Raw genomic sequence first — 19,732 nt, 5'->3', positions numbered from 1 at the left:
CAACACCACTGGGATAACAGTTATGCCGGAGAACCAAAGGGAAAAAATTTCCCGGAGAACCAAAGGAAAAAATTTCCCCTCTGCACGGCCGCACAGGGCCGCGCAGGACGGGAGCAGCCTACACCTCCACCAACGACCAGTATTCATAATCCGATTGAGAGGAAGAGATGCGCAGATACAAAGCAAAGATGCTTTCAGCCGGCGCCCTCATCGCGTCAGCAATGATGGCGCTGACGGGGTGCTCCGGCTCTACCGCCGGTTCAGGCGGTGACGGCGGGGACACCTTGAACGTGCTGTCATGGGAGAGCTACCACGATCAGAAGCAGATCGACAAATTCACCGCAGAGACCGGCATCAAGGTGAATGTGGTCAACGTCGGTTCACCGGATGAAATGTTCGCCAAGGTGAAATCAGCACCCGCCCAGTGGGACGTTGCCCTCGTGACGTCCGGCTGGTACGACAACTACACCACCAATAACCTCCTGGAACCCATCGATCGCTCAAGGGTCGATGCTTTGAAGGACTTCAAGCTTGGCTTCGACTGGGAGGGGGCCGCAAGTTCCGACGGTTCCCTGTACGGCGTCCTCTACAACTGGGGCAATCAACCGCTGGCGTGGACGGACGACGAGGCTCTCAACTCCCCCGCTTTGGACAAATACAAGAATGAAAAGGGACAATTCGACGACTGGAACGTGTTCTGGGATCCTGCTCTCAAGGGCCGCATCTCCGTATTCGATGACAGCCAAGCCGTGATCACCATGGTCGCCTTGACGCTTGGGATCGAGGACCCTTTTCACTTGTCCGACCAGCAATTCGAAGCAGTGAAGGCGAAGCTGGCCGAACTCCGACCCCAGATAAAGCGGCTCACCAGCGGCTACAACGACCAAACCGACCAGATTGCACGCGATGAGGCCTCCGTGGCCTACCTGAATCTGTCAGTGGTCGTCGAGGGTGTTGAGAAGGCTGGCAAGACCTTGCATGTAAACAACATCATCAAGCAGGGTGTCCCTGCCTGGAGCGACAACTACTCCATCATCAAACACGACTCCATGAAGCTCGACGCGATCTACAAATTCATTAACTACACACAGTCCACTAGTTGGCAGGCGGAATTCATTCAGAAGACCGGAAGTGCCGGCATTCTGGACTACGGGCGGGCAACTTCTCCGGAAGCCGTGGAAGCAGGTATTACCCCTGAAGCCCTGGAAGCCACTTTGATACCTGCAACGCAAGACGGCGACGCCTTCTTCTCGAAGATGGTTTTCGGGAGGACCCCGGAGAACCTGGAAAAGCGGGTCGAGATGTGGAATGAGTTCAAAATCGGCACCAGCTGATATGACCGGGGTCGCTCTGCGGTTTCATTGGGGGGACGGAGCGGCCCCTCCCGCCCCAAAGTTGCATGCGCACTTCGAAAAACAACACCGGGACAGCTCAACAATGCTGTCCCGGTGTTCCGTGTCTGGCTTACCCACCAAGGCAGACCACCCGTCATTAGTACGAACGTTCTGATAGGTTCAGATTATGGCCCGTACCCCTTCCCCAGAAATCAGCCGTCGCACCGATCCCCTCCGCCGCGAGAGAATCATCGACTGCACCCTGGAGATCATCGCCCGGCGTGGCACCCGCTTTGCCACCTACCGAACGGTGGCGGAGTCGATCCAGGTACCCCTGGGCTCTATGACCTATCACTTCCCCAGCCACGACGACTTGATCTTCGCTGCCTTTGAAAAATTTGCTGACGACCTGTTCACCCCGTTGAGGGGCTTAGAGGACGATCAAAGCGGCGGTGACCCTCGGGAGCGGCTGGTGAAAGTCATCGTCTCCACTGAGCGCGACCGTCAAAGAGACATGGTCATCCTCGCAGAGCTGTACGTGCTGGCTTTCCGGCACGAACGGTACGCGAATCTGATGCGGCAATGGATGCGGAAGACCAGAGGTGTGATTTCCCGGAGTATCCACGCTGAGCGTGCGCAGGTTATTGATGCCGTACAGGAGGGCTTGTCGCTTCACCGGTATTTCACGCCCGAAGAGTTCAGCGAGGATACCGTCCGGCGCACCTTGGACGATCTTGTTCCGGAATTAAGCCGGCAGATTCGTCCATGACTGTTGGCATCGTCGGATCTGCCGACCACGTTCGCACTGAAAAGATGCCGCGCGGCACTCGTCGCGGCCTTTCTTGTTACCGGCCTTGGAATGTCCACTTGGATTACCCAGACGCCGGCTATCCGGGACACGATGGAGTTGGCCAATGCCGAGATGGGCCTGCTGCTTGCGGCCGTCGCGGTGGGATCGGTAGCTGGCATCGCGTTGGGTAATCCGTTCCTGGCCTTCCGCGGTGCCCGGTTTGTAGTTGGGTGCGGCATGCTCAGCCTGTCAACAGGTGTAGCCCTCACAGGACTGGGAACTGCCCTGCAATCCGGTCCAGTGGCAGCGACGGGGTTAGCCCTTTCCGCTGCGGGTGATCACCCCACGCACGCAGCCAAACGCGTCGGCCTCGTGGTCGCGGTGGGCTATGCCGGCTTCCTTACTGGTCCGCCGCTGCTGGGCTTCCTGGCTGAACACGCTGGTCTTCGCACAGCCATTCTGATTGTGCTCCTCGCTGTGGTTGCCGCATTGTTTTTCAGCAGATCGGTTCAGAAGGAGGGTCCCCAGAACAAGTGAAGGGCACACGTCTGGATTTAGGCTCTCGTCCTGCCTGAAAGGGTTGGAATGGTGTAGCAGCACGTTGCAGGCGGGGCGGAAATGCCGCACGACCGACAGGATCCGGTTTCCAGGTCGTACCGCGAGGTGGACCAACCTGCTCCGTGAGGATCGGGCACGAGCTGGTTCTGGACGTGACGGCGGGGGGGCGCTGCAGATCTCCTGGTGGCAGGGCCTGCCGCCCCCCTGATGTTCCAGCAGGGGGGCGGCGTCGTGTGAGCGAATTCAGCCCGCTTAGAAGCTGAGCACTGACAGCAAAGCGAACACCGTTCCGGCCGCGGCAAGGAAGCAAGCAGCCGCTGCGGACGAAATATCTCGGGTCTCAGTAATACTGCGGGCGGAGGCAGCCTGCGGGGTAGCACCAGGCGTGGCAGATTGCGTGATGGCGCCGTCTTTTTTCTGAAGCGTGCCCACCAGCCAAATTACCGCGGACCCTGCAAATAGGAACAGTCCTATGAGGGCCGTATCAAGCTGGGTCATAGCCACAGGACTCCCCCACCGAGCGAAGCCTGGCGTCAACGCCCAAGGGCGGACAAAAGGACGAATGACATGCCGGCAGCTGCAGTGAGGAAGGCGGCAGCCTGAGGGCTTACTGCGGATTCGGAGGGTTTGCTGGCGGTGGTGACCCCAGGCCCCGGCACCGATGCCTGCTTCAAAGCGCGCCGCGACAACCACAGACCGGCGGCAGCAAGAAGCAGGAAGATTCCAAAGAACGCCATGAACGGACCGAACATCACTTCACTCCTGTTTAGGTGCCGCTCACCGTCGAGTGGCCTGGGTATGGCATCAAGTGCCAGAAAACGTGTCACCGATCACTGTACGGTCTTATCGAACGGCTGGCAAGGGATTGGGGTTGATTACGGCTGACGTGACCTAATCTTTCGTGATCTGGGGCCATGGCGTTCGCTTACACCATGCATAGCGGCAGTGCCACCTTTAGGGCGTTTTTTGACCTTTCCTCGCCGGTGGTGGTCGACGGATGAAATCGGCAACACGTTCCCCGATGAGCACGGCTGTTGCTGCTGGGCCTCGAGTGGGGGCGGTGGGAAGGAGTGATGTGTCGGCTATCCAGAGCCCTTCCGTGCCGTGGACTCGTCCGTACTGATCTGCCACTGCGTTTCGATCTGCCGATAGCCCGAATTTGGCACTGCCGCAGAGATGTAAGGCTGTGCCAAGGTGAGCATGCATCCAGGCGTCAAGCAGGTGGTCCTCGCGCAGTGTTTTCTCCGGGAGGTCGGTCATGTGGTCGAAGATTGTTTTCTGGGCCGGCGACTGGAGGAGGGCAGCTGCGACGCGGATGCCCTCGCGCAGCCGCTCCCGGTCGGATTGTGTGGACAGGTAGTTGAAGTCGATGCGGGGTTGAACAGCCGGATCTGCTGATTCAAGCGTGATGTTCCCCCGCGATGTCTCCGCCTGAAGGGAGACGAGTAGGACCAGGTCGTCGTGTTGAAGTACTTGTTGGGCGAATTGTTGTGGGGAGACGCCCGTCGCTGCTGTCCGCAGGCGGTTCTCGTCCGGGATCAGCGGGGTAGTGGCAGCGGCGTTGTTGTTGGGTGGGACGCCGGTCAGCATGTAGCCCATGGGTTTAAGGAGCGGCAGTATCTCAAGATCGCCAACATACGGGGAGCCGGTGGCCGTGAAGTTGAGGACGCCCGCCATGGACTGCGTTGAGCAGTAGTCAACGAGAGGGATTCTGGGTTTCCAGCTGAGTGCGATGTTGGGATGGTCACTAAAGTTTTTGCCCACGCCCGGCAGATTGCTGATTACGGGGATACCAAAGCGCTGCAGCTCTTCCTGGGGTCCGACTCCAGAAACAAGCAGGATGTGGGGGGTCTTGACTGCGCCGGCGGCCAAAACGACTTCCCTTGCCTTGTGGGTAATCAGGGTGCCTTCGCAGGCTGATTCGACTCCTGTCACGCGCGCACCCTCAAAAAGGACGCGACGGACGTACGAGTTTCCTCGTATGGTTAGGTTGGGCCGGCTGGCGGCCGGGGTGAGGTAGCCAAGGTTGGTGCTGATCCGCACACCATTGAGGCTATTGGTGGGTACGGGGCCGTAGCCGGGTTTGTGTTGGCTGTTCTTGTCTGGTTCTGCAGGATAACCGGCTTCTTCGACGGCGCGGGCAAAGGCGATAGCGGCGGGATGGTCCTGGGCTGGACGGGTGATTGTCATAGGCCCCGCATGGCCGTGCTCTTCATCGCTGCCAAAGTCGAGGTCGTTTTCCAGTTTTTGGTAGTAGGGCAGCGCTTTTTCCCACGTCCATTCGTCGTTGCCGCCTGCTGACCATCGTGAAAAGTCGTGTTTCGCTGCCCGAATGAAGTAGGTTCCGCTAATGGATGTGGATCCGCCAAGGATGCGGCCCCGGGCAATCGAATAGGGCCGGTGCGGTGTCAAGTAGCCCATGAACGACCAGTTGTTGGGATGTCCGGGCATTGCGCCTTGCACTGTCCCGGCGTCGAGCAGTTCGGGAGCGACACCGTCGGGGCTTCTTGGTGCGGGCCCGGCTTCCAGCAGCAGAACGGAGCGGTGCGGGTCCTCGCTGAGACGGGCGGCGAGAGGGGCCCCGGAGCCACCGGCTCCCACAACGATGACGTCGTACCCTTCGTGCGGCTTTTCATCGCCGAGCCAACGCTGTGAGCTATTCATGGGCATTGAGCCGGGGTACCCGCCAAGGGTGCACCGATGTCTTCTTGGCGCGTGATGGCGTACTGGACATGTCAGTTGGGGTTCTTGCGAATGTCCGGAAGGAGGCATTTCAAGGATCTGCCCTTGATGGCACTGAGCCAGACCCCTGCTCCATAGGCAAGGTCGTCCAGCCGGCGTGCGATAGCAAATCTGAAGGGATCGAGTTGCGGGCGGGTGCGTCGGTATTCCCATGCGGCGTCAAGTAGACACGAAATGAGGAGCGCTCGGCGCACTCGTCGGGAATAGAGGCTGGCGGTGAAGGCCAGGGGCCACCAGTGCCGTACCATCAAAGCCATCGTCTGGGTTTGCGCGGCCAATACTCCCCGCGCAGCCAGACCGGAAGCCAGGAGTGCGGGGCGCTCACTTTTGTGGAGCTTCCGGTAGATCCGCCAGCCAGCAAAGGCTGTGAGGGCTCCAGCTGCAGGAACGGACCACGGGCGTTGCGCCATCGTTGCTGCTACAACGAGAACCGACCATGGTGCGAACACTGCCGGGGCGACTGCCTTACCGTGACGCTGAGCAAGGGCATGGGCCGACGTTCCGTAGAAGGCTTTCCGGGAGAGCCATTCACTGACAGTTTGTCGGTGTTCGTGCCACACTTTCGCCTCTGGTTCAAAGCGTACGCGCCAGCCTTGTTCAACGACCCTCCAAACTAGGTCGACGTCTTCACCCACACGGCTGCCAGAGGAGAAACCTTCCCCTATGGCCTCCCGCCGGGCGAGCAGGAATGCGCCGGGGAGCCAAGACACCGGTGAGCGCGGGCGGACCGTTGCCGGGTAAATCCCCAGATCGAGGGATGATCGCGCCTCCTCGTAGCGCTCGATCCAGTTCATGCCCTGTCCGCTGTCCAGACCGAGGACCCGCGGCCCTGCCAAGCCGACTTGAGGGTCCTCGAAGTGCCGTAACAGCACACCAATGGTGTCAGGGTCGATCACGACGTCAGAATCGGCGAAAGCAACAAATGGTGTTGTCACCCTTTTCAGGCCTTCGTTGCGGGCCTGGGCAGGTCCCCCATTGGCAGCAAGACGCACCAGCAGTACATCGTATTTGTCGGTGACGGCTTTGATGGCTTCCGGATGAGGGGAACAGTCATCCACCACTATGACCTGGTGTTGGTTCTCGATGCTGGCCAGCAGCCTGTCCAGCGCCTGGGGGCGCCCGAAAACGGGTACGACGACCGTAACCGATGACAGGTCGGGTGCGGGGAGGGAACTCAAAACCGGATCTGCCATTCCTGCGTCCAAAAGGCGGTCGACCAGCAGTGCGCTCTTGCGGTCAGTGACCGTAACCGTCCTGGCGGACATCATTCGGCTTGCCGCCTCCGAGAGGTAGAGGACCTTAGTGGGAGAACCACCAACCAGTTCCTTTCCTGCGCCTGCAACCGTGACCCGCCGGTTCAGTCTGACCCTAAGCCCCAGTGGAAGCCCTAACGAGGATGTTGTCACGTCAAATATCCGGATTCCCAGGCTGGTCAGCAGAAGAGGGGACAAACGCTGTGTCTCTGTTGTCGCTGCAGCGAAACCTGCCGGTCGTCTCTTGAGGGCTTTGCCCGGCGTGGACTGTGAAGCCCTCGCCCTGCCAGAGCAGTTCCCTGCCGGCAGGGCCGTATGCGGCCAGCCACAGACCGGTTCCGTCAGGCATGACGTCCTCCACCCAGCCCTGGCGGTAGAAGTGGCCATTGTGCCGCACGTTGACAACCCGTCCCTTCAGTGAATGCCATTCATCAAGCACTTCAGGCACGTACTCAAGATCGTTCCCGGACGTCCTGTCGCTTTCGCCTGCGGCCTCCTCCTGTGCAGTCGTTTCAAGGCTGTTATGCATCACCACATTCACGCCGGCGTCCTCTCCAGTGCCCGATCAGCATGCATGGTCAGCATGCCGTGTTGATCCACAACCCCCTCTGTGATGCGCATGAGGACGTCCTCAATCATGACCCGCAGTATTCGTGAACCTTCTGCCGCGCTGGCCCCTGTGGGATCACCGAGCACACCCGAAGGCGAGACAGCACGCACTCCGCCTGCCCTGAGTTCGGGGAGGATGTCAGATAGGGGTCTCCGGTCCCCTGCTGCTGATCGTTCCGCCCGGACGGCGTGCGGCCGGAGATGAAGCATCAGTGACGTCTCCGTCCTTCCAGCGTGCAAGTCTCCCCCCTCGCCCGCACAGGGTGACCATGCGACATCGTGGCCTTCCGCCGCCAGTTGGTTCACTGCTGCGGAGAGTGCAGCAACATTGCCCCCGTGAGCGTTGATGAGCATAATCCGATCCGCCCATGTGGACAGTGACCGGACGAGCTCCACAATCAGGAACCGAAGGGCGACAAATCCGATGGACGCGGTTCCAGGGAAGGACTGGTGCTCACCGCTGGATCCATAACTTACGGCTGGTGCCACCAGGACGTTCCTATGGGTCCGGAGCGAAACAGCGTCGGCAACAGCGGCCGCCACTGCAGTTGCCACAACAGTATCGGTGTCAAAAGGCAGATGGGGACCGTGCTGTTCGGTGGATCCGATGGGGACCAGGACCATGGTTTCGGCCGGAATGTCGGGCCAGGCGGAGTCCCCGAGCCGGTGCTCGCTAAGGCTCATGACCGGACGGTTGCAGGAATGCCCAGTTCCCGAGCGAATCCGAGAGGGACGACCAGATGCTCAGGTCGAAGATCCTGTACGGAAGGGACGCTAAGTCCGAGCAGGGCAGAGTCGATGCCTCCACGGAGAATATCGAGTACATTTTCGACCCCGGCCTGGCCATTGGCGGACAGCCCCCACAAGTAGGCCCGTCCGATCATGACGGCCCGAGCCCCGAGCGCCAGGGCCTTGACAACATCGCTTCCGCGGCGGATTCCACCATCAAGAACGATCTCCACCTGGTCACCGACTGCATTGGCAATGGAGGGCAGTGCACGGATGGGGGCCGGGGTGCCGTCGAGGTTGTTGCCACCGTGGTTCGACACCGAGATCGCGGTAACACCTGCATCCACTGCGCGCAGCGCGTCATCGACCCGGCATATGCCTTTCAACATCACCGGGCCGCCCCAGGTCGTGACCATCCATTCGATGTCCTCCCACGTTGGAGGGGGAGTTTGCATCCACTCGTAGTAGGCGCCAAAGAATGTCGGTCCCTTCTCTCCGACGGGGGCGAGGTTGGGTGCGGTGAGGTCGGGCAGACTCCGGGCGAACGATGCCAGCCACCGAGGTTTGAGTGCCACTTCGGGCGCAAGTCGGATGGCCGCTTTTAGATTGACCTTTTCCGGAATTTCCGGGCTTCCCCAGTCTCGTCCCATGGAAAAGGACCAGTCCGTTGTAATAATCAGGCCTTTTGCGCCAGCTGCCCGGGCACGGTCCATGCGGGCTACCATCTGATCGCGGGTCCCGGTCCAATACATCTGATAGAACGTCTTGTCGTTCGCGGCGGTAACTTCCTCAACAGGCTTGGAAGCGAACGAACTGAGTCCCACAGCGGTCCCCCGCGCCGCAGCCGCACGGGCCACTGCAACCTCGCCATCTGGATGGACCGCTTGAACACCGGTAGGGGAAATAATGACCGGAAGGGAGATTTGTTGGCCCATGACCGTTGTTGCCAAGTCACGCTGCGCCGGGTGACCCACGACATGCGGCGCAAAACCGAGCTCGGCGAAAGCAGCAGTGTTGTCGTCGATCGTGACGCCACGCTCAGAGCCAGCCACCAAAGCGGCATACACAGACGCCGGAAGACGCTTCTTGGCGCGGCGCTGCGCCTCTGCAACTGATTCGAACCAAGGGTTCTGCGCCCAAGGATTTTTCAACATACTTGCCTTTCAAATGAGGAACTGTAATTAGGGCTGGAAACCAGCCAAGGGACTTGCAGCGCAGGCCGATACGGGTGGAGCGATGGGATCGGGCCGCGTCATGCTGAGCTGGACCATAACGGGCTGCGCCCGTTTAGGCAGGGCCGAGCGGGAGTGGTCCTGGCTGGGTTGGGGCCGCGTACGGTCTCCGGCGAGAGCGGTCTCGCCATAGCCTTGGACACATTCCGGGTCAGGCCCGTCCAAGGGCAACCCGGTGAAAAATTTGGCTGCCATACAGCCACCGCGGCAGCTGTCGAAGAATGCACACTTTGTGCATGCGCCGGATGTCTGGGGGGAACGCAACTCGTTGAAGAGTTCTGAGTGCTGCCAGACCTGCTTGAAGCCCCCCTGGCCGAGCACGTTGCCTGCCAAAAAGGTCTCGTGGATTGCAAAGGGGCAGGCGTAGACGTCGCCGATGGGATCAATGAGGCAGACAACTCTTCCGGCGCCACAAAGATTCAGGCCGGGAAGACTTTCACCGAAGGGGGCCAAATGGAAGAAGGAGTCTCCGGTCAATACGTTATCTCCGTTGGCCATGAGCCAGTTGTAGATAGTGCGCTGCTGTTCGGGTAACGGGTGGAGTTCGTCCCAGACGTCTGCTCCCCGACCGGAGGGACGGAGACGGGTCAACCGCAGTGTGGCGTTATGCTCGTCAGCGATCCTCTTGAACTCATCGAGCTGGTCGACGTTCTGCCGGGTAACGACAACGGAAACCTTGGCATCCTTGAAGCCGGCTTCGTTGAGGTTGGTAAGCGCGCGGATTGCTGTGTCGTAGGATCCGGGACCCCGCACGTAGTCATTCACTTCCGCGGTGGCGCCATCGAGGGAAATCTGGACATCCACGTAAGGCGTGGAAGCAAGGAAGGCAGCCTTTTCCTTATCGATGCGGATACCGTTGGTCGAAAATTTTACGCCGACCTGATGATCGACTGCGTATTGAAGCAGGTGCCAGAAGTCCGGGCGTACCGTCGGTTCTCCCCCGCCGATGTTGACGTAAAAGACCTGCATGCGCTGAAGTTCATCAATCACCGCTTCACATTGTTCCGTTGTTAGTTCGCGTGGATCCCGCCGCCCTGAGGATGAAAGGCAGTGCACGCAGGCCAGGTTGCAGGCGTAAGTCAGCTCCCATGTCAGGCAGATGGGAGCATCAAGCCCAAATTCAAACTGGTCGACCAAGGACCCGCCCACGGGGCGGGCAACAGGTGTGCTGAGAGTCATGAGCTTGTTCCTTCACTGGCGCGGATCATGTCGGTCCCGGCAAGGCTGCGGAGCGCCCGCACGTAGGCCGCCCACTGGTGCGCGGGAACACCAACCTCGGAGAGCACCTGCCGAACCGTCAGGCCGTCTTTCAGCGAGCGAATCACTCGCACGAGCTCGGGTCTCTTGAGAAAAGTGAGTTTGCGGTTGCCGAAGTGGTAGGCCATTGCTCCAAATGGCTCCGGCCGCAAAGCGACGGCCGGAGACAGCACCCACACCTCGTCGAGCATGGCGTCTGTGCTGATCAATTCCATCGACCTGGGCCCCGGACTTAGTACACGCCGCACATGCCGTCAATCGACACGTCTTCGATGAGGTCCTCAACAACCAGGTCGGCATCCTCTGCCTTCGTTGCTTCAACATCCGGGCTGATGTTTTCCATGGCTTTCTCCTGTCTTGATGAAACCTCCCTGCGGTGTGGGAGGGGTTACACACTAGAATAATGGCACTCAGCGCCAAAAAGATAGAGGGGAATCGAAATACTGCTAAATTGTGTTCACGATGACCGTAACGATGAAGCGCTCCCGGGGGCGTCAAGCCATCACCGACCATGCCTCCATAGAGCGTGCCGCTTTCGCGCTTTTTGAAGAACAGGGGTTCGATGAAACTACGATGGAGCAGATTGCTGATGCCGTAGGAGTGGGGCGCAGAACCTTGTTCCGATACTTCCCCTCCAAGAACGACATCCCTTGGGGACAGTTCGATGACAGTCTGCGTAATTTCGCCGAACATCTTGCCGACGTTCCGCTGAGTGTGCCGGTCGCGGACGCAGTGCACCGCTGTGTCGTGGCTTTCAATGACTTTGACGCGCATTCGTTGCCCCAACACCGGATTCGCATGAGGCTGATCCTGGAAACGCCGACCCTGCAGGCGCACTCCGCGCTGCGTTATGGCGCCTGGCGTGGTGTCATTGAGAACTATGTGGCGTCCAGGCTCAGCCTGCCGGTGGATGCGCTTCTGCCGCGCCTTGCCGGCCATGTAAGCCTCGCGTTGGCCGTCAGTTCCTATGAACAATGGCTCCGTGAACCTGACAGTGAACTGACGGACATCTTGGAGCTCGCGATGCTGGAACTGCGGCAGTATCTGCGCTAGTTTAAGCGTCTGCTGCCGAGGTTGACGAAGCGAGCTGTATGGCGGCAACCTGGGCGGCCGCCGGCCGAAGAACTTCCTTGACGTACCTGCTGTGGTCGGGGTCTTCGCGGTAGGCGAGGTAGTCGTCCGCGGTGGCAAAGTCCGCTACCACCGCGAAGTCGAAGGTGGTTTGTCCCAAACCAAGGGCCGGCCCTGCTTCAAAACGAATGGCCGTCGTTTTTGCGGCGATGATCATCAGGTCGCGGCTCACCGTTTGCGGGTTGATGGTTGCCCCCGCGTTCCAGCGGAACAGGGCGATGTGGCGGATGATTTTGCCTGTAGACATGACCATGCTTTCCTCAGATGCCAAACGGGGCTGCTTCGGGGTGTGATACCCCGAAGCAGCCCTTTGTTGTGTCCTAGGAGCCCAGACCGAGTTTGAATTCGTTCCAGATCTCGACCCGTTTACCAGCGTCTTCGGGAGTCTGGCCGAACACCATCTTCGAGAAGAAGGCGTCCCCGTCGCGTGTTGCAGGAATGAGGGTTCCGCTCAGCACCTCGTCTGTGAGCCCTGCTGATTTTGCGTCGTCGGATGTCGCCTGATCGTAGTCCAAAATCCCGTTGTTACCGCTGTCTTTGACGAATTTGGCCTGCCATTCGGGCGTCAGGGTGTAGGTGATGAACTCGTAGGCAGCATCGAGCTTTTTGCCTCCGCCTTCTTTGACAATGGAGTAGTTGTCGCTCCAGGCGGGAACGCCCTGCTTGATGATGTTGTTGACGTTGAGCGTCTTGCCGGCGGCTTTCACTGCCTTGGCGCTGGCAATGTTGTTCAGGTACGCAAGGGAAGCTTCCCCGCCTGCCAGCTGGTCAGTCTGGTCGTTGAACCCACTGGTCAGACGCTTTATTTGGGGCCGGAGTTCGGCCAGCTTTGCTTTTACCTGGTTGAACTGTTCCTCGGACAGGTTGAACGGGTCCTCAAAGCCAAGCGTCAGGCAAACCATGTTCAAGACCGCCTGGGATTCATCGAACATGGACACTTTGCCGGCCAGGGCAGGATCCCAGAGTACGTTCCAGTCGTTGAACTGGCCCTTTTCGTCCTTGTATTTGTTCAGTTCGGGAGCTGCAAGTGCGGCGTCGTCAGTCCACGCGAGGGGCTGGTTGCCCCAGTTGTACAGGACCCCATAAAGTTTGCCGTCTTTACTGCTGGCGGCAGCTTGCCAGTCAAAGCCAAGCTTCATGTCGTTCAGGGCAGTCACCTTGGACGTGTCGATTGGCTCGAGCAGGTTAGCGTTCGTGTAGTTGTCGTACCAGCCGGAGGTAACCAGGGCGAGATCCCATTGGGAAGGGGCGGACTTCACCTTGGCGAACATCTCGTCGGGAGAGCCGACGTTGACGATGTTGACTTTTATTCCTGTCTTTTCCGTGAAGGCGTCCAGCTGGGCCTTGTCGTGGTAGGTCTCCCAGGACAAGACATTGAGCGTTTTGTCGTCTGTACTGCCTCCGCCACTTTGCCCCGCGCAGGCTGTCAGGGCCATGGCAGCGGAAGCGGCGATGGCGCCCGCGACTAACTTCAGTGATGCACGTTTACGCATTTTTTGTCCTCTCAGACGGTCTTATCGATGGGTTGCCGGTTCCACGGCGCCAGGTGCGGGGATGGGCCCCGTGCCGGCATGTCCGAGTTCGCGTGCCAGGTCCTGCTCCTCGGCGGCTTCCACCAGATTGCTGGCGAGGCTTGCCCCCCGTTTGCGGGCGTTGAACCACAAGATGATGCCTGCCAGCGCAATACAGGTCAGCGAGCCGCCTCCGATTAATGTGAACGCCGCATTTACCTCGGGCGTGAAACCGAACCTCACCAGGCCCCAGACATAAACGGGAAGGGTTGGTTCGGTTCCGGCCAGGAAGAACGTGACGGCGATTTCGTCCATGGACATGGTGAACCCGAGCAGGGCTGCCGCGACGAGGGAAGCCCGGATGCCTGGGAGCGTGACGTGCCAGAATGTGGCAATCCTGCCGGCGCCTAGGTCGAAAGATGCTTGTTCCAGGGACGGATCCGCGACCTTTAGCCGTTGAAGAACCAAGAACATGACGAGCGGTGTGATGAAGGCCGTGTGCCCAATGACGATGGTCCAAAAGCCTGTGTTGATTTTTGCGAAACTGAAGACGGCCAAAAATGAGATACCCAGCACCATGCCAGGTGCCACAAGCGGGCTTGTGAGAAGGAGATCTAGAAGCTTTCCGCCCCGCAAACGGATACGGTGCGACGTCAGCGCGAAGACGGTGCCTGCAGTGATACTGATGACTACGGCCGTGAACGCCACCTGGAGGCTGTACAGGATCGCAGTGATCATCTCCGGGTCCCCGAAGAGGTCCTGATACCAACGAAGCGTGAGCCCGGACATCGGGAGTGTCTGGATCCGACTGTCATTGAAGCTGAAAAGCGCGGTCACAATGAGAGGCAGGTAGAGGAACAGGTAGACCAGGCCGAGGCCGAGAAGTCCGATACCGGTGCCGATGAACGCAAGATTCCGCGGTCGCCGTGCAACGGGGTGCAGTTGATTAGTCAAGGGGTGTCTCCAATCGCGTGAACAGCGACACTATGGCGAGAACGACGAGCCCAGTAGCAACGATGGTGAGACCAATCGCCGCTCCCATGGGCCAGTTGTTGGCTGCTCCAAACTGTTGCAGGACCAGCGAACCGAGCATGGTTCCCTCCAGGCCGCCAACCATTGCGGGCGTGACATAGTCACCGAACGTCAGGACGAAGGCGATGCCGAAGCCCACGGCGGCACCGGGGCGGCTTAAAGGCCATACGATGCGACGGAACGTGGTCCATGCGTTGGCTCCGCAGTCTGCGGATGCCTGAAGGAGATGCCCGGGAATACGGTCAAGTGAGGTGTAAATCGACAGAAACGCGTACGGGATGGCCACGTAAGTCAGAGTGATGATGACGGAGGTCTGTGAGTAGAGGTATGCTTTGGAAGCCTCACTCATGCCAATGGCGCCGGCGAATCCGGCCAGGACCCCTTCCTCGCCAAGGATGATCTTCCATGCAAAGACGCGCATGAGGTAGGACACCCATAGTGGTACGAGGATGAGCAAAGCGCCGAGCGCTTTGTATCGGCCAAAGGTGCGGACAACAACGTAGGCCGCCCCATATGCGATTACGGTCGCTATGAGTGAGGAGGTTATTGCGATGAACAGGCTGCGTCCGAACAGACTTTGAAAGACTGAGGACGAGAAGGTTGCCTGAAAGTTCTCCAGGGTGAATTGCGGTGTAACGGTTCCAAAGTCATTGGTCCAGACGCTGTACAGCACCAGGAACAGGTTGGGCAACAGTACCAGGACGATAACCCAAACGATTGCAGGCAGCGCAAGGAGCTTGTGCTTCCAGCCCGGCTTGTACGCCGGGCGGGAAGGAACAGGACCGAGCCGCTCGTCGGGCCGTGGTTGGGCCAGTGTGGTCATGGCTTCCCCGCAACCACTACTGATGCGTGTGCCGGCCAACCCACCGTGATGGTTTGTCCGCGACGAACATCGGCGCCTCTAACCCGTGCAACAACCGGTTCACCCTCAACCAGGAGCGAAAGCTCCTGCTCGTGTCCGAAGTAGATGACTTCTTCGACGACGGCGTTAAAAACGTTGTCGAACTGCTGAGCGGCGGCCCCGACTTCAATACTCTCTGGACGGACGCTCACGGTTACCTTTGCCGAGGTGAGACCCTCCGAGACGGCGATGCTGAGGGTACCCATCCGGGCAGTGTTTTGAGACTCGCGGTCGCAGTGGAACAGGTTTGTCTTACCAATGAAGCTGGCGACGAAAGAGGTAGCGGGGTTTTGGTAAATTTCCTGCGGCGAACCAATCTGCTCGATGGCGCCGTTGTTCATGACTGCAACACGATCACTCATCGCCAGGGCTTCCCCTTGATCGTGGGTCACGTAGACAAACGTGATGCCCACGTTGCGCTGCAGGTTCTTGAGAACGACGAGCATGGTTTCCCGTAGCTTGAGGTCCAGGGCACCCAACGGCTCGTCAAGCAGCAGCAGTTTGGGGCGGCCTACCAGAGCGCGGGCAAGGGCGACGCGCTGTTTTTGCCCGCCGGAAAGCTGGTGGGGCAGCCGCTGGTCGTATTCGGCCATCGCGACTTTCGACAATGCTTCATCCACCCGCGGCTTGATCTCAGCCTTGGGTACCCGTGCCATCTGGAGCGGATACGCAACGTTTGCCCTCACGGTCATATGGGGGAACAGTGCGTAGTTTTGGAACACGGTGTTGACATCGCGTTTGTTCGGTGGGACACCCGTGACGTCCTGCCCGTCGAGCAGGATCACACCGTCCGTGGGGTGCTCAAAACCGGCGATCATTTTCAGCGTGGTTGTCTTACCACTGCCGCTAGAACCGAGAATCGAGAAAAATTCGCCCTTGCGGATTGCAACGTCCACCCCGGCGACGGCCGGCTTTTCGGTGTTTGGGTAGGTCTTCCTTACCGACTGGAGCTGCACTACAACCTGTGAATCGTCCAACGGCAGCCTTTCGGAAGCCAGTATGTCACCGGGCTCTGTTTGAATTCGGGCTGCCGCAGACATGTTCTGCGCGGAATGGGTCATGAAGTTCTCCTGAAAGGCGTCCGGGGGCCGGAGTTGACGGTTCTAGCGGGACTGGCTGTCAGCGCCAAAGCGCGCTGCGGTGTGCAAATGTCACTTCCGCGTTGATCCCCGAATCCTGAGTTCTCGGCAATCCGGGACATAGTGCGGCTAGCGTCGGGGCATCGCCGAGCATCGCGCAGGGACAAATCCGTTACCGTTCGGTTTGCTCGAACGCCGCTAAGCTTCCTTGCTTGGCTCATGTAATACACGTTATGTTCACGTCTAGCGCAGGTCAAGACTTTTTCCGCGAAAATGTACGCCCGCATCGAACAATAATTTCAAAACATGCGGTAAGCGTTCGACTGGACATGTCAGAACTCTAGTTGAAGACCTATCCGCTGTGGTTACAGCAAGGTAAACTAAAATCCGGTGGCACCGAACGCATAGGAGATGTGGCAGGCAGCGCACGGATGCTCGGCCGCCCCTACCGAGACTCTTGTCTTACTGCCCAGGGCCAGGACATGGAAAGTGGTGGCTATGACTGACATCTTTGAAGTTGACGCGGAATCTGAATCGGCCGATGTGATAGGAGGGCGCTTGCATGATCTGCGAACCCAGTACCAATACAGCATTCGCGGACTGGCGACCCGGGCAGGAGTTTCGGCATCGCTGGTCAGCGATATAGAGAAAGGCAAGGTCGAGCCGTCAATATCGACGCTGAAGCGCATAGCAACGGCGCTGGGTACGACGCTTACCTACTTCTTCTCGGAACAGACCCAGGACAAGGGCAGGGTTATCCGGTCGACTGAACGGACGCAGCTGTCGGGCAGTAATCTGGGCAAACGTTCGGGCATGGCGTCAACAGGGGTCCGTTTCGAACTGGCTACACCGGCGGAATCGGAGGCGCTGGAGGCTATCTATGGGCGCTACGAAGTCGGAGCTTCCACCGGAGATGAACCGTACACCCATGAGGGCGAAGAGTGGGGCATGGTGCTTTCGGGAAGACTCAAAGTAGTGCTCGAGGATCAGGTCTACTTCCTGGAACCAGGAGACTCCATTTGGTTCCACAGCTCGATCCCCCACTACATGGAGAACGTGGCACAGACAGTGACCGAGTACATCTGGATAGACACACCAAAGAGCTTCTAGCCAAGCCCTGTCCGTGCCCGCATCCAGCTCGCGCCGCCCCTGGCCACTATTCGGCAGTGGCGCAATCATATGAGGAGAGCGGTTCACAACCTGCGAAGGACTATCCAGGAAGGGATGTCGGTTCCTTCGACGCGGGCCCGGTTCTGCGTTCTTGACCTGGAAACCACTGGGTTGGATCCCAAGAGGGATGAGGGCCCATACCGCTTCTGACGAGGGCACTCTGTTCTTGGTGGTGGCTACTTTCCAAATGCAGTCAGGTTGTCCCTGCCTGCAGCTGAGTCAAAACCGAATTTGGGATCTTAGCAGGGTTACGACTTTGGCTCTGTGACAGCCCGATGGGCGGTCACAGAGCCAAAGTCAGATGGAACAGGCGAAAGATCCGCCTAATCCAATGGCATGGCTCCCCGGCGTAGCTTGTCCGCTACCTCGATGGCGTCCCCTTCTGGCGCTGTCGAGCGGCGGTGCGGTTTGGCGATCAGCAGGTATGCGATGCCAGTAGCGGCGACGACCGAGAAACCGAGAAGAGCGATCCACTGGTCGTACCAAGGAAGACCGTCTGTGCTGAGGTCCGGCTTACCGAGCACCACCATTCCTGCAAGCAGGTACAAAAGGGCTCCGATGTTGGCGAGGAAGCCCCAGCGCCCGAGGGTGAACTGCCCGGCCGGCCGCCAGCCTCGGATGCGGGCTCGTAGGGCGGCCAAAATGACAATAGCGAAAGCGCAGTAGCCTGCGAGCATCTGGAATGCCGCGATGCGGAACAGCGCGTCCGGGGAGAAATAGACGTAGATCACCAGGAGCACGGGGAGAACATTGGTAATCAGGAGGGCATTGCGAGGCAGGTGGGAGGCGCTCGTTTTGGCGATGATGTGGCTGCCGGGGAACATGTCATCACGTGCGAACGAGTAGACGAGACGTGACACGGCTGTCTGCTGCCCCATAACTCCGGCCAGGAAGGAGATCAGCACGATGACCAGGAAGCACTTCATTCCAAAGGTCCCGAGCGAGCTCTGCAGGATGCCGGGAATGGGGTTGGTTTCCTCGCCGCTGACAATCTGCGCCAAGTTTGGCGCAGCCATGATGTAACCCGCGAAGGCAAAGACTGCTGCCATAGCACCAACACATACGGTAAGGACCATGGCCCGGGGAACGCTTCGAGCCGGATTGGGAGTTTCCTCAGCAACTTCCCCACAGGCTTCGAAACCGTAAAACATGTACAGGCCCACCAAGGATGCTCCGAGGAATACGCCGAAATACGATCCTTCTCCCGAAGTGCCCATAGCGTCAAAGAACACGGACCAGTCGTTCTTACGCTGGAACACCATCAGGTATAGGCCAACGGCAATGATTCCGATCAACTCACCGGCCAAGCCAATCTGACTGATTCGGGCCAGAGCCTTGCCGCCGCTGAGGTTGAAGAGAAGCGCTACGCCGATGACACAGAGGGTGATGATTAAGGTCTGCAACGGGCTTGCCTCTATAGAAGGTTCTTCCGCGGTTCCGAATAGGAGGCTGGCGATAAAGCCGGAACTGAACAAAGCAGTGCTAGTAATCCCGACAGTGATCCCGCCGATGTATATCCAGGACATGAGCCAGGCCGTTCGCCCGTTCCATAGGCGGCGCGTCCACTGATACAGTCCGCCAGCAATAGGGAACTGCGAGACAATCTCCCCGAATACGAGGGCTACCAGAAGCATTCCCGAGCCCACGATGAAGATCCAGAAGATGGACGGCGGCCCGGCCTGTGTCAGGCCCAGCCCGAAGAGCGCCACAACGCTGACCATCGGCGATAGATAGAGGAAGCCGAGGGCGAAGTTGGCGATCAGGTTGATTTTGCGGTCCAGCTTGGGCTCGTAACCCAAGGCACGCAAATGGTCATCGTCACTGTGGCCGGCACGCTCAGTCGATAGGTCGGGGTGGGACATCAGTCCTCCTCGGAATAGTGAAATGCTCGAAATAAGAAAGAGGCTTGCTCCCAGCCAAACATGAGCCCGGAGTCAAGCGATGTAACGGAATCTCGCCCATCATGTTCTACGAGAAGCACTTAGGTCGAGTACAAATTTTTGGGCCGCTGCCCGGTGCTCTCCCGCGGGAGGAACAACATCAGCTTCAGAATGGTCCGCGGACCTCGTTTTTCCAGCCTGCTGGGCCCGACACTGTGCTCCGGGGCGGCTGACTACTCTGCTTGATGCTTTTCAGTGACCTGGGAAGGTCATGGGCGATCTCGCGCGATGTAGTGCGTAGGCGAGGGGAAAACACCGTCTTGGATAGCCGCCGCAAATTGCCAGGCCAGCAGGAGAAGGGTCGCTTTTAGTGACAAGGTGGCTCTGGCCCCAGCCATGGTGTGGATGGGGCCAGAGTTGTTGTGGTTGTTTGCGGGTTAGGCTTTCAGGTCGAAGGCGCGCTGGGTGACGTTGACCTTGACGGTTTCGAGTTCGGTGATTGCTTCTGCCAGGTAGGTGGAGAA

General features: G+C 59.1%; 21 protein-coding genes. 5 read left to right on the top strand and 16 right to left on the bottom strand.

The window, feature by feature from the left end; all coding sequences use genetic code 11:
• Positions 1-188: 188 nt before the first annotated feature.
• The 3 genes from AC3A4Z_RS18490 (at position 189) to AC3A4Z_RS18480 (ending at position 2,661) form a co-directional block, all read left to right on the top strand.
• On the top strand, positions 189-1,334 hold the full coding sequence (locus tag AC3A4Z_RS18490) for an ABC transporter substrate-binding protein (RefSeq protein WP_498713149.1): 1,146 nt from the start codon (positions 189-191) through the stop codon (positions 1,332-1,334).
• 187 nt (positions 1,335-1,521) lie between these two features.
• Positions 1,522-2,103: a TetR/AcrR family transcriptional regulator gene (locus AC3A4Z_RS18485; RefSeq protein ID WP_498713147.1), complete on the top strand. Its 582-nt coding sequence runs from the start codon at positions 1,522-1,524 to the stop codon at positions 2,101-2,103.
• Positions 2,104-2,106: 3 nt separating this feature from the next.
• Positions 2,107-2,661, top strand: coding sequence for a hypothetical protein (locus tag AC3A4Z_RS18480; RefSeq protein ID WP_498713145.1), 555 nt, complete (start codon positions 2,107-2,109; stop codon positions 2,659-2,661).
• A 273-nt stretch (positions 2,662-2,934) separates the two neighbouring features.
• Here AC3A4Z_RS18480 and AC3A4Z_RS18475 read toward each other — a convergent pair whose 3' ends face one another.
• The 9 genes from AC3A4Z_RS18475 to mftA all read right to left on the bottom strand — a co-directional run bounded on the left by AC3A4Z_RS18475 (position 2,935) and on the right by mftA (position 10,847).
• The gene (locus tag AC3A4Z_RS18475; protein ID WP_498713143.1) at positions 2,935-3,180 is read right to left on the bottom strand and encodes a hypothetical protein; all 246 of its coding nucleotides are present in this window, start codon (positions 3,178-3,180) and stop codon (positions 2,935-2,937) included.
• 456 nt (positions 3,181-3,636) lie between these two features.
• Positions 3,637-5,346: a GMC family oxidoreductase N-terminal domain-containing protein gene (locus tag AC3A4Z_RS18470; RefSeq protein WP_498713358.1), complete on the bottom strand. Its 1,710-nt coding sequence runs from the start codon at positions 5,344-5,346 to the stop codon at positions 3,637-3,639.
• A gap of 71 nt (positions 5,347-5,417) precedes the next feature.
• Positions 5,418-6,830, bottom strand: coding sequence for a mycofactocin biosynthesis glycosyltransferase MftF (mftF, locus tag AC3A4Z_RS18465; protein WP_498713141.1), 1,413 nt, complete (start codon positions 6,828-6,830; stop codon positions 5,418-5,420).
• A gap of 1 nt (position 6,831) precedes the next feature.
• On the bottom strand, positions 6,832-7,218 hold the full coding sequence (locus tag AC3A4Z_RS18460; RefSeq protein ID WP_498713139.1) for a hypothetical protein: 387 nt from the start codon (positions 7,216-7,218) through the stop codon (positions 6,832-6,834).
• A complete protein-coding gene (gene mftE, locus AC3A4Z_RS18455; RefSeq protein WP_498713137.1) occupies positions 7,215-7,970 on the bottom strand; it encodes a mycofactocin biosynthesis peptidyl-dipeptidase MftE in 756 nt (251 codons plus the stop codon). Before mftE ends, AC3A4Z_RS18460 begins: the two co-directional genes overlap by 4 nt.
• Complete coding sequence (mftD, locus tag AC3A4Z_RS18450) at positions 7,967-9,169, bottom strand: pre-mycofactocin synthase MftD (RefSeq protein ID WP_498713135.1); 1,203 nt, start codon at positions 9,167-9,169, stop codon at positions 7,967-7,969. The genes mftE and mftD overlap by 4 nt, the downstream gene beginning before the upstream one ends.
• A gap of 27 nt (positions 9,170-9,196) precedes the next feature.
• The gene (gene mftC, locus AC3A4Z_RS18445) at positions 9,197-10,426 is read right to left on the bottom strand and encodes a mycofactocin radical SAM maturase (protein WP_498713133.1); all 1,230 of its coding nucleotides are present in this window, start codon (positions 10,424-10,426) and stop codon (positions 9,197-9,199) included.
• Positions 10,423-10,713 carry a mycofactocin biosynthesis chaperone MftB gene (gene mftB / locus AC3A4Z_RS18440; RefSeq protein WP_498713131.1) on the bottom strand — a complete coding sequence of 97 codons (291 nt, stop codon included), beginning with the start codon at positions 10,711-10,713 and terminating at the stop codon, positions 10,423-10,425. Before mftB ends, mftC begins: the two co-directional genes overlap by 4 nt.
• 23 nt (positions 10,714-10,736) lie before the next feature.
• Positions 10,737-10,847, bottom strand: coding sequence for a mycofactocin precursor MftA (gene mftA, locus AC3A4Z_RS18435; protein WP_498713129.1), 111 nt, complete (start codon positions 10,845-10,847; stop codon positions 10,737-10,739).
• Between the two features lie 119 nt (positions 10,848-10,966).
• On the opposite strand from mftA, the gene mftR reads away from it, so the two are divergent.
• A complete protein-coding gene (mftR, locus tag AC3A4Z_RS18430) occupies positions 10,967-11,557 on the top strand; it encodes a mycofactocin system transcriptional regulator MftR (RefSeq protein WP_498713127.1) in 591 nt (196 codons plus the stop codon).
• A gap of 1 nt (position 11,558) precedes the next feature.
• Here mftR and AC3A4Z_RS18425 read toward each other — a convergent pair whose 3' ends face one another.
• The 6 genes from AC3A4Z_RS18425 to AC3A4Z_RS18400 all read right to left on the bottom strand — a co-directional run bounded on the left by AC3A4Z_RS18425 (position 11,559) and on the right by AC3A4Z_RS18400 (position 16,667).
• Positions 11,559-11,882 (bottom strand): Dabb family protein, encoded by a 324-nt coding sequence (locus AC3A4Z_RS18425; protein WP_498713125.1) that lies wholly within the window; start codon positions 11,880-11,882, stop codon positions 11,559-11,561.
• A 73-nt stretch (positions 11,883-11,955) separates the two neighbouring features.
• Positions 11,956-13,128 carry an ABC transporter substrate-binding protein gene (locus AC3A4Z_RS18420; RefSeq protein WP_498713123.1) on the bottom strand — a complete coding sequence of 391 codons (1,173 nt, stop codon included), beginning with the start codon at positions 13,126-13,128 and terminating at the stop codon, positions 11,956-11,958.
• Positions 13,129-13,149: 21 nt separating this feature from the next.
• Positions 13,150-14,100, bottom strand: a complete 951-nt coding sequence (locus AC3A4Z_RS18415; RefSeq protein WP_498713121.1) for an ABC transporter permease — start codon at positions 14,098-14,100, stop codon at positions 13,150-13,152.
• The gene (locus AC3A4Z_RS18410) at positions 14,093-15,001 is read right to left on the bottom strand and encodes an ABC transporter permease (RefSeq protein ID WP_498713119.1); all 909 of its coding nucleotides are present in this window, start codon (positions 14,999-15,001) and stop codon (positions 14,093-14,095) included. Before AC3A4Z_RS18410 ends, AC3A4Z_RS18415 begins: the two co-directional genes overlap by 8 nt.
• Complete coding sequence (locus AC3A4Z_RS18405) at positions 14,998-16,140, bottom strand: ABC transporter ATP-binding protein (RefSeq protein ID WP_498713117.1); 1,143 nt, start codon at positions 16,138-16,140, stop codon at positions 14,998-15,000. Before AC3A4Z_RS18405 ends, AC3A4Z_RS18410 begins: the two co-directional genes overlap by 4 nt.
• Before the next feature lie 398 nt (positions 16,141-16,538).
• The gene (locus AC3A4Z_RS18400; RefSeq protein ID WP_498713115.1) at positions 16,539-16,667 is read right to left on the bottom strand and encodes a hypothetical protein; all 129 of its coding nucleotides are present in this window, start codon (positions 16,665-16,667) and stop codon (positions 16,539-16,541) included.
• Between AC3A4Z_RS18400 and AC3A4Z_RS18395 the strand changes: the two genes are divergently transcribed.
• Positions 16,657-17,268, top strand: coding sequence for a cupin domain-containing protein (locus AC3A4Z_RS18395; RefSeq protein ID WP_498713113.1), 612 nt, complete (start codon positions 16,657-16,659; stop codon positions 17,266-17,268). The genes AC3A4Z_RS18400 and AC3A4Z_RS18395 overlap by 11 nt on opposite strands.
• Positions 17,269-17,651: 383 nt before the next feature.
• On the opposite strand, the gene AC3A4Z_RS18390 is transcribed toward AC3A4Z_RS18395, so the two are convergent.
• Positions 17,652-19,190 (bottom strand): APC family permease, encoded by a 1,539-nt coding sequence (locus tag AC3A4Z_RS18390; RefSeq protein ID WP_498713111.1) that lies wholly within the window; start codon positions 19,188-19,190, stop codon positions 17,652-17,654.
• Positions 19,191-19,732 lie beyond the last annotated feature (542 nt).

This window comes from Arthrobacter sp. Soil_C_49 (assembly GCF_057656635.1).
Note: the sequence above shows the minus strand (reverse complement) of the source record. Positions and strands in the feature narration are given on the sequence as shown.

Coding starts and splice junctions, on each gene's coding strand:
- AC3A4Z_RS18490 (WP_498713149.1), top strand. CDS start 189: ATGCTTTCAGCCGGCGCCCTCATCGCGTCAGCAATGATGGCGCTGACG.
- AC3A4Z_RS18485 (WP_498713147.1), top strand. CDS start 1,522: ATGGCCCGTACCCCTTCCCCAGAAATCAGCCGTCGCACCGATCCCCTC.
- AC3A4Z_RS18475 (WP_498713143.1), bottom strand. CDS start 3,180: ATGACCCAGCTTGATACGGCCCTCATAGGACTGTTCCTATTTGCAGGG.
- AC3A4Z_RS18470 (WP_498713358.1), bottom strand. CDS start 5,346: ATGAATAGCTCACAGCGTTGGCTCGGCGATGAAAAGCCGCACGAAGGG.
- mftE (WP_498713137.1), bottom strand. CDS start 7,970: ATGAGCCTTAGCGAGCACCGGCTCGGGGACTCCGCCTGGCCCGACATT.
- mftD (WP_498713135.1), bottom strand. CDS start 9,169: ATGTTGAAAAATCCTTGGGCGCAGAACCCTTGGTTCGAATCAGTTGCA.
- mftC (WP_498713133.1), bottom strand. CDS start 10,426: ATGACTCTCAGCACACCTGTTGCCCGCCCCGTGGGCGGGTCCTTGGTC.
- mftA (WP_498713129.1), bottom strand. CDS start 10,847: ATGGAAAACATCAGCCCGGATGTTGAAGCAACGAAGGCAGAGGATGCC.
- mftR (WP_498713127.1), top strand. CDS start 10,967: ATGACCGTAACGATGAAGCGCTCCCGGGGGCGTCAAGCCATCACCGAC.
- AC3A4Z_RS18425 (WP_498713125.1), bottom strand. CDS start 11,882: ATGTCTACAGGCAAAATCATCCGCCACATCGCCCTGTTCCGCTGGAAC.
- AC3A4Z_RS18420 (WP_498713123.1), bottom strand. CDS start 13,128: ATGCGTAAACGTGCATCACTGAAGTTAGTCGCGGGCGCCATCGCCGCT.
- AC3A4Z_RS18410 (WP_498713119.1), bottom strand. CDS start 15,001: ATGACCACACTGGCCCAACCACGGCCCGACGAGCGGCTCGGTCCTGTT.
- AC3A4Z_RS18405 (WP_498713117.1), bottom strand. CDS start 16,140: ATGACCCATTCCGCGCAGAACATGTCTGCGGCAGCCCGAATTCAAACA.
- AC3A4Z_RS18395 (WP_498713113.1), top strand. CDS start 16,657: ATGACTGACATCTTTGAAGTTGACGCGGAATCTGAATCGGCCGATGTG.
- AC3A4Z_RS18400 (WP_498713115.1), bottom strand. CDS start 16,667: ATGTCAGTCATAGCCACCACTTTCCATGTCCTGGCCCTGGGCAGTAAG.
- AC3A4Z_RS18390 (WP_498713111.1), bottom strand. CDS start 19,190: ATGTCCCACCCCGACCTATCGACTGAGCGTGCCGGCCACAGTGACGAT.